Origin of the sequence: Lentzea alba, from assembly GCF_047445655.1 — a bacterium.
Classification (GTDB): Bacteria; Actinomycetota; Actinomycetes; order Mycobacteriales; family Pseudonocardiaceae; genus Lentzea; species Lentzea alba_A.
Genome location: NZ_JAJAEG010000059.1, coordinates 1 through 14310 on the forward strand (window position 1 = coordinate 1; position 14310 = coordinate 14310).

Sequence of the window (14310 nt, forward strand, 5' to 3'; positions counted from 1 at the left end):
GTACGGCGGCGTCGAGTACGGCGGCGTCGAGTACGGCGGCGTCGAACGCCCCTGCGCCCGGCCCGAGTGTGGCGGCGAAGGTCGGTACCGTCACGCCGGAAACCTTGCAGCGTGGTGCTCCGCCGGCTGCTCGGTTGGACACGCAGGCGGTTCGGCCGGTGCCGCTCGTGGTGCCGCCGCCGGTGGTGGCGCAGGCCGACGGGGTCGCCGGCAGCGACGGCATTGCCGAGGGTGATACCGCCACCGGGCTCGCGGTCGCGTCGTTTGCCGGCACGGCCGAGCCGGAGCCCGACACCGACAGCGCGACCGCGAACGATGGCACGGCGTCGTTGCCGCTGAGCACCGGCGAGACGCTCACGCAGGGCGGAACGTTCGAGATGGACGCGGACACCGCCTTGCTGCAGGCGGTCAACGCGGAGCTGCGCCGGTGGGGGTGGGAAGGCGGGCAGGTGTCCGCCGAGGACATCGAGCGGGCACAAGCGAGGCTCGCGCTCGAGAACGTGACGTTGCCGGCGAACTCGAAGGCCGCCGGTCGCGATCTGGCCGAGTGGTTCGTGTCCGGCAGGATCACCAGGGAACGTGGCGGCAGCTACCTCTCCTCACTCGTGTCGTCGTTGAAGGGGTTCACGTCATCGGAGCAGGCCGAGCCGGACAGCGAGCCGGACAGCGAGCTCAAGACCGTCGACCTCGGCGGCCTGAGGTTGCCCGCCGTGCGGGTGGGTGACTTCTACCGGGTCAGGGGGGTCCCGCTGTTCCTCAACGCGGTTGTGGTGGACGGCACGGACCTCCGCGAGAAGCAGGCGATGGCGGACCAGGCCTTGGCGTATCTATCGGATGGCGTCGAGCTGTACCGCGGTGTCCCGAGCTGGCACCCCACGTGGGAGAACCTGCAGAACGGCAGCATCACGCCGCTGGGCACGACTCCGCATCCGGATCTCGACACCAGGAACACGAACTTCATCCCCTTCACCGCCGAGATCGACGTGGCCAAGGACGCGTCGGTCTCACACCAGGGCAAGGGCTCCGGCGACGACCTCCGCTTCGTCGACGGGTACAACCCGCACGACCACACCTTCCCCGTGGGCATGGTCCTGACCACATGGGTGTCCGCGGCGAACCAGACACCACTCGCGCTGATCAACAGCGGTGAGGCACAGGTCGGCGGCCCGATCGACAGCTTCCACTCACAGACGTACTTCATGGGAACGCCCCTGGCCGACATCTACGGCGGCCAGGACAACGGCGCCACACTGNCGACCACACCTTCCCCGTGGGCATGGTCCTGACCACATGGGTGTCCGCGGCGAACCAGACACCACTCGCGCTGATCAACAGCGGTGAGGCACAGGTCGGCGGCCCGATCGACAGCTTCCACTCACAGACGTACTTCATGGGAACGCCCCTGGCCGACATCTACGGCGGCCAGGACAACGGCGCCACACTGAGCACGATGATGCCCGCCCCTCCGGACGCGGACGAGGTGTCGGACTACCTGGCCGAACACGGTGCGCTGCGCCCCGCACCGACATCGAACGCGACCCCGCCACCACCCAAGACCGAGGACGGCACCGAAGGCAAAGGCAAGGGCAAGACCGCCCCGGTCACGACGCAGAGCACAGGTCCCGACCTGACCGGCGGACACGAACCGAGCCACCCCGCCCAGCACACCGCGACCCCCACACCAGCACAACCGGCACGCGCCAAGCCCGGCACCCCACCAGCACCGACGCAGATCCTCCAGCACAACCCTGGGCGAGGGGCCCAGGACGAACAGCTCACCATCCCGGATGATTTCGACCAGGGTCTAGCGATCTCCGACGCCCTCGCCAGCGAGCATGACGATGAGGACGCTGCCAGTGAGTACAGTCAGGATTCGCTTTCCGCACAGCTCGCCGGTCGCAACGTCTCGACGCTGATCAAGGATCTCGCTTCGACGAACTTCGACACAAGTGACAAGTGGAACGCCGCCTGGGACGACGTGTTCACCGACGCGAGAGCGCAGCTGGACAGGCGGTCCGGGCCGGAGTCCAGCACGATGATTAACGCCGTATACCGTGCGGCGGGGATGTCCAGAGACTTGCAGTCCGCGGGTTCAGTTGAATTCAGGTTGGAAGCGGCAGCCGAGTTCGACCGCTGGCATGGCATGGTTTTGGTGGTCGCACTGCAGCTCGATGACGGCCAGAAGCGGACGCCGGAACAGTACGACAAGGCCGCGTTCGACCTCACGCGCCGCCTGATGATCGCGCGGTACACCGCTTCGTGGGGTGTCGAGCTACCAGATTCCTCTGAGTCCGTCGAAATTCCCACCGGCGCGGACCCGACCGACACGACCCGGGAAGCCACGCGGATCATCGACGGGATCGATCACGCATACGGAGTGAAGATCTGCTCTAGCGAGGGTGTCGAAACTGAGGCCACGCGGTTCTCGCCTGCTCCCGCACACGACATCACCGCTGTCAAGCCACGAGCGTGGAAGATCGCCGAACTAAGCGGCGTTCGGGCGGCACTGGACCACTTCGCCCCGCTGCTGGGCGACAACCGGGCGAGCTCCGATCGGGCGCACCTGCCGCAGGAGATCACCAAGATCAGCGCGATCGCCTTCGACCTCGAGCCGGACGGCGTTGCTCTCACCGCGCAAGGCCGATACCTCCCCAACACCAAGAGCATCAACCTCTACGTTACCTCGACGCTGGGCGGGTTCGGCGGCGGGTCACGGTCGGTCGAGGCGTTGGTAACCCACGAGCTGAGCCACGCCCTATTGGAAGACAACGTCGACGACTTCCGCACGCGGGTCGGTTCGTGGGACGCCGCCAGCTACCCGGTGCTCGTCGCCGACGCCGAGCCGCCGTACAACGACGCTCCGACCGCGCACGAGGACTTCGTGGCGTCAATCGAGGCGGCGCTGGACGACCCGTTGGCGTTCCGCAACACCTCACCCAAGCACGCGGCCGCGATCGACGACGTCCTGCAGCGGCATCCGGAACATCTGGGGTCCTCACCGGACTACGCACGTGTCATCGCGGAGGCGTTGAGCAGCGAACAGGCGGCGTTCAATGACGCGGTGGGTGCGTGGACAGCGGACAACTGGCCGAACTTCAGGGGGGAACGGCCGATCACGCGCTACGGCGCGACGAACCCGTCAGAAGACCTCGCCGAGACGGCGATGTACTACTTCATGGACCCGGACGCGTTGCGGGAGCAGGCGCCCCAACGGTTCGCTTTCGTCGAAGGGCTGGTGCAGGGCTGGTCGGCGGTCGGCGGATACGAAGGTGACGTCGATGCGAACGACGACAGCGACGATGACGCCAGCGTCTACAGCAACGATGATCAGGAGCCGGACGAGACGGACAGCCGGTCTAACACCGCCGCGCCGGGTGACCCCGGAGACCCGGACAGCTCCGACAGCGATAGTGAGCCGGACGACGACGCCGATGATCAGCACCCTTCTCGAGACCTGGACGACAACACCGACGACGAGAGCGAGGAGGAGACTGGCAGGACCCGGATCAACGGGCGGCCGGTGCCTGACGGGACTCCAGGCAGCGTTGTGCCGCAAGAGGTATTCAACCTGCAGCAGCGAATGCAGCTCGACCTGCAGGGCGTCAAGTCAATCATGGCCAACGGCGACACTGCGGTCGGCAACGCGCTGGACGCGATCGCGAGGAGCCTGTCCAGCGAAGCGCCGTTGGAGTACGCCCGGATCACGGCCAAGCTGAAGGCCTTTTCGACGGACAACCGCGATGAAGTGGACATGAACGCGATAGCGGTGTTCGCGGGCGTCCAGGTTCACGTGCTGAACGAGAACGGCACGTGGACATCAACCGGCCCCGTCATCGGACGACCGGTGCACATCGTACGGACCGATGTCAACGGCCAGCCGCAGTTCCTGGCCACGAACGAGGATGTTCAGATTGACCGGCGGGTGGAACACACGAAGGGCTACACGCAGTTCAACGACCCCAAGGTTTTCACCCGACACCAGGAAATCGGCGAAAACCTGAACTCTGAAATCGGTCGGCAGTACACGGACCTCAGGCCGACCTCGGCTAAGGAACTGCTGTCGACGCTGCTCGACGGGGTCGACGAGAACACCAATGGGCCTGCGGATCCGAACGGCTTGACGCGCAAGTTCGCCGAGGTCGTCGCGGCAAACCAGAACACCTTCAGCGAGCACGCGCAGATGGTATTGAACCAATTCCTGAAGTTGACGAAGAACGACGACGATGCCGACCGTTTTGTATCGCGGGAAGCCTTGGTCAAGGCGATCCTGTTCCACGACATCGAAAAGGTGAACTCGAAGAACCCGTATGGCGACAGCCAGGTTCAGCACGACCGCGAGCCCGAGCACTTGGGTGCTGTTAGTCAGATGAACAGGCACGAAGGTTTATGGAGTAACGAGCGCGACTTCAGGCTCGCGCGGGCGATCGTGAACTCCGACCCGATCGGGTACTACCTGCGCGATAAGGGTGGAATGGATGCAGACCGGACCTACAAGTTCATCCGAGGTCTCGCGCAGACTGCGAAGAAGCCCGATGGCCGCCCTGTAACGGCGGTCGACGTACTCGAGTTCTTCCTCGAGTTCCATCAGTACTACCAGGCAGACTTCTCCTCATATACCGAGAAAGCTGTGTTCATCAACGACAGCACCGGCGAAATCGAGGAGTTTGGGCGCAGCCCGCTCGACGGCCTCGACAGGGATTCCGAGACCAACGAGTTGATCGTTGTCGACGGCGGTCGTCGGTTCCGTTACAACCAGGCTTCCGGCGACCGCAACAAGATGCCTTACGAGCGGAAATACCAGGAACTGCTCGCGCTGTTCGAAAGCGCGGTGGCGGCCGAGCGAGCGAGCACGACCGATGTGGATGCTACGCCAGAGCCCGATGGCGACGTTCGCGATCGCTGGCCAGACGACTCCTGGAGCTCGGACGGTGACAGCGATTCGGACACCGACGACGATCACGACGGCGGTCACGGGCCGCTCGACTTCACGCGGACGCCGTTGCGAGCGCCCGTGGTCGACGCGAACACTGACGTCGGCCAGGCACAGGAGTTCGACCTCGACGACTACCTCGCCCAGTATGAGTTCGCCGAACCTGACGCGGTTTCCGGCCTCGAAATGCGAGGACCATCCGACGACGACATTGATACCGACAGTGACTCGGACTACTCGGACTACTCGGACTCCGACACCTACGTCGACAGTAGTTCTTCGGTGTCGGGGGCGCGGCTTCGCGAGTCTTCGTTGGGTTCACCGAGTGGTGTGCCTGTACGGGTGGAGCCTTTGCTTCGGGTGCAGGTGGGTGAGGTTGATCTGGTGCGGTCGAAGGCTGAGCCAGCGTCTGTGTGGGTCCGTCCGGACGACAAGCTGGTGCAGTTCGACATGATCAGGGTCGAGGCTCGGCCTGGTGTGGTCGTGACGGAGGTGAGCCTGCGGGTCTGGGTGGCGACGGAGAAGGGCGAGCTGCCGTCGCCCGAGTTCCTGGCTCGCCTCGGCAAGGCGGTGGATTCGTACTTCAACCGGGGTTTCCTACTGCGTGATGGCAGCCAGTTGCGGGTGAACCTGGTGCAGTCCGAGCGCGGGATTGCGCATCGGTTTGTCATAGTCACAGAGTCCCGTGAGGCAAGCCCAGGCAGGTGGCCGTTGGCTGGGGCTCCTGAGGCGCCGGTTCAGGATTTGGCCCAGTGGTTCGGTATGAATCTTGCACGCAGGCCGATCGATCTAGAAGCGGGTCTCACGTCGGCCGAGTTGGAGTCGTTCGAGTCGGTGGTCGTTCAGGCCGGCGCGAGTGCCACTGTGTTGCCGTTCGAAACGTTGGCCGAGAACTGGCTGGCCGGTTGGGACAACCTCAATCAGGAGCGGCGGTTCTACCCCAGCCAGGTGGTCGTCCGTGAGGTCGTGGATTCCACGGGGACTGTCATCGGGGCAAGCTTCCCGTCAAGAGAGAAAGACGAAGAAGAAAGTGATTCATTTGTAAGGGGCGTAGGCGGCGAGAGCTACGCTTTCGGCCCTTTCCCGGACGGCACCTCTCTGACGCTGGGCATGAAATTGGGAAAGCTGCCGTCGATTGGGTTCCCCAGCAGTTGGGTTCGACCTGGCGGAATGACCTTCCTGATCGGTCACGCCAGCACTGACGCCCTCACCGTCAAGGTCGACGGTGTGGTGCTGGGCGCCTCGTTGCTGGTGGGCGTGGATGGGGCCGCGCTGGGAATGATCACGACGCAGCTACCGGCGTTTCTGACGGCGATGCGTCGGTCGTCGCTCGCGATTGCGCTGGCGTGCTCCGCAGGTGGGCTGACGACCAAGGACGGCCTCGCGTTCGATGTTCAGGCGGAGTGGGCGAAGCACGGCCTCGACATTCCCTTGATCGCACCCAGTAAACGGGTCGGGCTTCCGATCGGCCCCTTTCCGGTGGATCAGGCACGTCGGAATGTGCTGCTCCTCGATGGTGGAAATTGGAATGTGTTCGGCGGTCCGGTTGACGGTTTCGACGAGTCGGTCGCGCACGAGTTGGCTGTTGCCGCCCGAACGAGGAGATGGGCCTATGCGAGTCCTCAGACGCCGACTCTTGAGGACGAGCTCGTTCCGTTGTCGGACCGTCCGGCGTCGCTGACGCGGGTTGCTCAGGTTGCCGACTATGTACGCAGGAAGAGGGCGGACTCGCGGCCTGTCGACTTCTTCGGCCTTCGGACACTGGCAGGCGACCACGAAAAGCCGCAGGTGATCATTGCCGCCGCGTTGATCGTGGTGGGTAACGAGTCCGATCGGCCGGTCCTGGTCTCCGACTGGAGAAGAAGAGGTAACGGGAAATGGGAATCGGCCGCGTCGTCGGAGCTGGTCAGGTCCCGGTACACCGTGGTGGGCAAGGGCGGCTACCGCGAAGGTCAGCTCTACCGCGAGGTCGTGCTCATCGGATCCAGCGGGGCCTTCGTGCCGCGCGATGTGCCCGCGGAGCGGGACAGGCAGTCCTCTTCAGTCGACCTGGCGGCCGGCCATCTGTTCACAGATGCCGAGCTGAGGTCGCTGGCTGAGACCAACTTCGAACGGCTGCTGGACGGCTTGCCGCCCGTGTTCTACCGCATCGTGATGCCTGACGGTGACCCGGCGCTGGCGGCGAAAGTCGCGCAGCAGGTGAGCTGGGCGATCCGGATGACCTCCGTTCGGCTGGTCAGCCTGGATCACACGATCACGTCCCGTCTCACCGTGAGCGACTTGTTCGTCCAGGAGTCGGTGCGGGCGGGCGCACCCGGCAGCCAGGTCGTGACCCGCGTGCTCGAACAACCCCGTCCGCCGCACAACGACGCCGCGCCCACAGTCCAACAGGAAGATCAGTCACCAAGCATCCTCACTGAAACGACCATCCACGTCGACCGCGGCGGGAGTCCTCTCGGGACTGATGACCTGCGGGCGTTCGACGATTTGGTCCACACAGTGGCCAAGACCGCCACTGACCTACACGCCCGGGACCACCCGGTGCCGGTCGCGCGGATCACCAGCTTCGCTCCCTCAGAATCGGACGACACGCGAGAGGACGCTGAGCTTCAGGGGCACCTGTTCCGGATGCACCTCCTGCCCCCGCTGACCGATACATTGCATTCCCTGGCGTCACCGGGCACGCAACCATTGGACGCGAACCGGCTGCTGCCAGGCTCGATGATCACCGGCGTCGCCGATCCCGGCGGCGCACGCCGTGTCGTGATCACCCTGGAAGCTCCATCACAAACACCGTCGGCACTCCACGCCACACTGATGTCGGCCAACGCCGGCACCACCCCGCACAACGTGATCGCACCACCACCCACACTTCTGACCGACGACACAGACACGATCTCGCCCCACGACATCCACGCCGAACAACCTGCGCAAGGCCCCCACACCGAACCAGACCACGACAAAGCCCCGTCGCCGCGCAAGCCCGCACACCCCAACAACCACACCCACTCCGAAAACGCGGTGGCGGCCGAGAGTGCGAGTCTGGCTGATGCGGATGCCATGGCAGAGTCCGATGGCGACGTTCGCGGTCGCCGACCGGACGACTCCCGGAGTTCGAACGGCGATAGCGACTCGGACACCGACGACATCAGCAACGCCGACCAACTGCCCGGGATCAGAGGCGAACAGACGCAGCGACGTGACCTCGACGTTGACTTCGGCAGACTTCGACGGACCGAGTTCTCCACTGACGGACAATGGCGGGCCGCTTGGAACGCGCGAATTGCAGAAGTGTCCGAGGAGTTCGCCGGGTTGTCCGACGGCGACCAGGATTCTGCCCTGTCGCAGGCGGCGCTCGTCATCGCACAAGATCACACTGCACCATCCGACGGCGGCCCCGGCCCGACGCCTGAGGAGCAGGCGAACGCTACGCGCTACCTGGCCGCGCTACTACTCGTCGCGGCGCAGTTACATGACGACAGAGGTTCTCCAGGCGACATCGCCGCGGCAGTGGACCTGTCGCGACACCTCGCTGAAGTGCTGCCCATGGGCCTCGAGGACGCCAAGACCTCCGTCGAGATGCGGATCGACTCCTACCTGCCAGACCCCACTCGACCCGCGCAGAAGTACACGCGAGTTCAGCAGGACGAGGCCGGGCTGCGAGGCGTGGCGCCGAACCAGCCGTCCGAACTGGTACGGATCCGTGTGGACGCCACGCGCAGCGTTGGTCTTACTCCTGCAATGGCGCGGAACTGGCTGGCCGACTACAAGATCAAGATTCCAGCTTCCGGCGACGTCGACGCGGCCATCGAACTACTGCTGTACGGCACGGACAACGGCGCCGCTGGCAGCAGGCCAACTGTGTACGACATCGACGACGCAGCCCACTTCCACTCCGCGCTGCGTGATTTCGCGGCAGATCAGTATCTGGAGCGGCAGCGAGCGGTCGTCGACGCCGTCAACGCGTTGTCTGACTTGATCACCTTGAGGTACCCGCCGAACCAGTACAGCTATGTCGGTGCCGGCCGCAGCCCTGCCCCTGTGATGGCCGTGCTGCAGAGCCGAGGGCATGACGCCGTCTCGTTCCCGCTGTCCAACTTCCAGCCCGCGCCCGCGGACTCCGAATCGATCCTCGGCAAGATCCGGGGATTCACCGCGCCGATGACAGCCGAAGAGCAAGCGATGCTCTCCATTCACTTCACCGAGTTCCTCGGTGATCTGGATCCAGACAAGGACGTGCTGCTGATCGACTACGCGAACTCGGGTCGGTCTCTGCTCTCGACGCAGTACCACCTGCAGTCCTATCTGACCGAGGAACGCAAACTCGACGTGGTTGTGCAAGCGCTCGCGATCCAGCGAGCCGGCACCGGGGCGGTTGCCGCCGTCGTCGACATGGTGATGGCACGAGGCCCGTCACCTGAGCGCTCCGAGTGGAAGTCACGAATCGACATCGTTTCCATGGCGCGGGACGGTGACCTCGGCACGAACGGACCGGTGCTCAACCAGGCGTTGAACTGGGAGACCTTCGACGGCCTCGCTGAGTACATGTCGTACGAGATCCTCGATGAGGACCCGGAGACATTCGCGGACGACCGACCGCGTCGTGAGCAGCAGCCCGAGTTGGGTGTCACAACGGCCTACTCCGTCCTCAAGGAGGCTGTCGCACTCCCGCTGGGCGACTTCAGTCTCCTCGACTACCGCTCGGCCGGAGACGACGTACCAGCCTACGACGACGATCACCCGCCGTTCTTCCCACCATCGAACAACGACTCAGACACCGAACCCGACAACGATCACCCGCCGTTCTTCCCACCATCGAACAACGACTCAGACACCGAACCCGACAACGATCACCCGCCGTTCTTCCCACCATCGAACAACGACTCAGACACCGAACCCGACAACGATCACCCGCCGTTCTTCCCACCATCGAACAACGACTCAGACACCGAACCCGACAACGATCACCCGCCGTTCTTCCCACCATCGAACAACGACTCAGACACCGAACCCGACAACGATCACCCGCCGTTCTTCCCACCATCGAACAACGACTCAGACACCGAACCCGACAACGATCACCCGCCGTTCTTCCCACCATCGAACAACGACTCAGACACCGAACCCGACAACGATCACCCGCCGTTCTTCCCACCATCGAACAACGACTCAGACACCGAACCCGACAACGATCACCCGCCGTTCTTCCCACCATCGAACAACGACTCAGACACCGAACCCGACAACGATCACCCGCCGTTCTTCCCACCATCGAACAACGACTCAGACACCGAACCCGACAACGATCACCCGCCGTTCTTCCCACCATCGAACAACGACTCAGACACCGAACCCGACAACGATCACCCGCCGTTCTTCCCACCATCGAACAACGACTCAGACACCGAACCCGACAACGATCACCCGCCGTTCTTCCCACCATCGAACAACGACTCAGACACCGAACCCGACAACGATCACCCGCCGTTCTTCCCACCATCGAACAACGACTCAGACACCGAACCCGACAACGATCACCCGCCGTTCTTCCCACCATCGAACAACGACTCAGACACCGAACTCGACAACGACCCGAGCCGGCCGCCTGCCCTCGACTACGGGTCCGATTCGGACGACAGCGACAGCGACTGGAGCAGCCGCACCGACAGCCCCGTCGAGTATCCAGGATTCGTGCCGCCTGCAGTGTTCGTGCCAGCAGCCGATGACAACCCGGCTCCGTTCCCGACTGAGGATGACGAGTTGTTGGGCGTTCAGCTGGCCCCCCCGGCACCCGTGCTGCGGAGTCCTGATCATGACGCAATCTACGCAGATCTCGATCCCGCGCGCTACACGAGCGAAGTGCACTGGAACGCCGCGTGGGACGCACGCATCGAGACAGCTCGTGGACAACTCGCCGCGCGACCGAACGCCGAAGCGCTGCTTGTGTCCGCCTACGTCGCCACGGGGATCAACCGTGTGCGATCCGATGAGGACATCGCAGCCATGGGACCCGACGGACGGGCGGAGACCGAACGGCTGCACGGGATCGTGATCATGGCAGCGGTGCAGATGGCTCAAGACCGCGACCGGCCGCCCTCGATGCGACGCGTGGCCGCGAACCAGTTCGCGCGTTGGGCGATGACGAACCGCGGCATGGCTTCTTGGGGGGTGCCGCTGGCACCGCCCTTCGAAGCCGAGCAGATCGCCGTCCCGCCGAACGCAGACCCGGAAGCGGTGATTGCCGAGGCGGTCGGGATCATGGAACAGGTTCAGCGAGACTACGGGATCGTGTTCGACTCTCAGGCAGGTGTCGACGCCCAGTTGGCAGCCGAGCCGGACGCGCCGCACGCCGATCGCGCCGCCGTCCGCCCCCGTGCGTGGAAGATCGAAGAAATGCGCGGTCTGCGGGACGGGCTCGCCCACTTCGCCCTGATTCTCGGCGGCCAGCGCGCGCATACCAGCCGCGCGGACGCCGAGCAGGAGATCAAATCGGTCAGCGCGATCACCTTCGGCATCGGGTTCGGAGGTATCGGGATTGCCTTCGGTGCACTCGGTGCCTACTACGCCGACAACAAGGGCTTCAACGTCTTCAGTTCGGCGCTCGCGCACGGACGGCATGGTGGCCAGCGGGGAATCGAGGGTCTCGTCGTCCACGAACTTTCGCACGCTCTGCTCGACTACGACGCAGAGCGGTTCCGCGACGCGTTCGGGAGCTGGGACGCCACAGGTACACGACCAGTTCTGGCGGAGGACGCCGAGCCCCCAGTCGACGGAGCCGAGTCGGCAATGGACGACTTCCGCAAGTCCATCATGGCCATGTTGCAGGACCCAGTCGCCTTCCGCGAGCGCGCGCCACGCCACGCCGCGGCGGTGGAGGCAATCAGGGCGAACCACCCCACGATCTTCACCGGCCCGGCGACCCCGTACAACGCCGGCAGGATCGCAGAAGTGCTGCGTGGCAACCTGGCCGAGTTCAGCTCGACCGTCGGTGCATGGACTGCGGAGGGCCTGCCCAGCTTCAAGGGCGAGGCTCCGCTGACCCAGTACGGCGCGACTGATTCGGACGAGAACTTCGCCGAGGCGGTCATGTTCTACTTCCTCGAACCGGACACGTTGCGGGACAAGGCCCCCGAACGTGCGGCGTTCATCGAAGGCACGATCGCAAACTGGGCCTTGCCGAACAAGGACACCATCTCAAGCCGCGTTTCAGAGTCGAACACTGCTACAGACATGAGCTTGGGGTTGGAGGTCGACGAACTGGTCGATGAAGTCCGGCCAGCGCGCGAGCCCATCGTGATAACGCGTACCACCGACTTCGTTCCACCCGACATGCCCGGCCAGAGGGAGGGGTTCCCCGGTTCCCAGGACGCGGCGCTGACGAACTACCTCGTGGCACACATCGACCTGCTAACAGCTCGCGGGCTGCCCTCCGTAGGAGTGTCGCTTACGGTCGTGAGCGACGACCCGAGCGCGTCGACCAGACCTGAGACGGCACTGGCAGGGGATGCGGAGAACCGGGGCCAGCTCGATGTCAGGACCGCGCTGAACAACTTCCGCCGCGCACGCCAAGAACTGCGAACGTGGGGCTTCATCAGTGCGGACGCGGACTCCGACGCCCTCGCGGAATTGACCTGGGGGGCCGACCCGACTCGGCGAGGTGACCAAGCACCGATAGAGATGGGCGCTGACGGACCCCGGTTCGCAGAGATGGCGGTCGACCTGGATCGTCCCTCATATTGGCCTGCCGATATCAGGGACAGGGAAGAGTGGCTGCGTGCCATTGCCGGGGTCGAGCACCTCAGCGGAATGCTCATCCAATGGCAGAGCTGGGCGTCGGAAATCGTGGCGGCCTATCACGGTCATCGGGAAACCTACGACGAGAACCCGAGTCTGAACGACCGCATCTACAACGGCATAGTCACACTGGTGGCATCGCAACTCGCCGCAGATCGGACTTCAGAGAGCCCTGAGCGCAATGCGATCCAGCTGGCGATTTACCTTCGAGCCGCATTCGGCGCGCGCGACGGCGATGTGGAGATGGCCAAGGATGCTGAACCGCAGGGCGCTCTCCAGGAGAACGGTGACTCCGAGTTCCTCCCCTGCTACCTCATTGCGGACCAGGTCCACACGCGGCCGATCCTGGACTCGCAGGGCCGCCTCGTCGGCGTCTCGTACATCTCCAACGCGACGGAATTCCAGTTTACGACCGAATTCGGCGCCGCCCTCGAGGGCGGCCACTCGCTGCTCACCTTGGAACCGACCGCAGCCCAGGCCGACCGCAGTCTGCTCCCTGCAGAAGCCGTCCTCACCATTCGCACGCCCTACGCGAACGCTGCAGAAAACGGGAAGTCGTTCCTTGTTGACACCCATGGATGGCTGCAGGGCAAACTGGCCGAACTGTCCTTCGACCGCGGACAAGGACCTGGCAAATGGTCCAAGGGGACCGTCGACGGCACCGGTCTCGCGAGGCTGGTCATGGCATCACAGGAGTTCGAAGAAGCCCTCGATCGAGGCGACCTGCGTTCCATCGACCTATTGATCTGCGATGTCGCACAGGACCTGGTGGCGGGCGTGGCGGTCAAGTTCTACGACGAGATCCGCAAGTACCACCCTGGGATCGTCGTCAATGCGCCCAGCCAAACGATCGAACTGCACGTAATAAGCGGGAAGCGGGTCCCACACCTCCTGCGGGGTGGGTACTGGGTGACGTTCGGTGCCGAGTCGTCGGGGTCTGCGCCCACCGTCCATGACGTGCTGGACCAACTACCCCAATGGCGGGGAAAGAAGCAGGACCTCCGGGCGCACTACGCGAGCGAGCTGCCGTTGTTCGCCATAGTGGACCAGGCTGCCAGCCTGCATGAGGTGCTGGTCGGCGACATGCGCGAGTCCGGAACCCTGAACGTGCTGAAGGCAGTGGATTTGGTCCGCGTGCCTGCCGAGAACGTGGACCTCGTCTGGGCCGCAACGCTCGAACACCTCCGGCAGACCGAGGGCGTTCAGCCGCTGAGCACGGTGGTCGTCGGCCACTGGGACCAGGCACGCAACCGGATCGTGCAGCTGGCACTGCCATCCGCAGTGACGGAACTCACGAACGGCATCAGCGCCCTTCGCGTGTCGGCTGAGGGGCTGATGACCGCGTCCGCTGAGTGGGCGACGCCCGTGCTGGACGACTCGTCATCCGATGTCGATATGGACGTTGATAACGCTTCAGAAGAGGCGGACTCCGATATCGACATGTACGCGGAGAACAAGTTCGCACAGGACGACGACTATAGGCCTCACTCCGACCCCGACTCCGATGTGGACATGGAAATCGCTCCCTCCGACGAGATGGACACCGCGTCCGCCACCATCTGACGTCCGTTGGAAGGCGCCGGGCC

At 64.4% G+C, this 14310-nt stretch carries 1 protein-coding gene; it reads left to right on the plus strand.

Annotation, left to right across the window (positions count from 1 at the left end; all coding sequences use genetic code 11):
• The first annotated feature begins 1270 nt into the window (after positions 1–1270).
• On the plus strand, positions 1271–14287 hold the full coding sequence (locus LFM09_RS48080) for a hypothetical protein (protein ID WP_414103361.1): 13017 nt from the start codon (positions 1271–1273) through the stop codon (positions 14285–14287).
• The last annotated feature ends 23 nt before the right edge of the window (positions 14288–14310 follow it).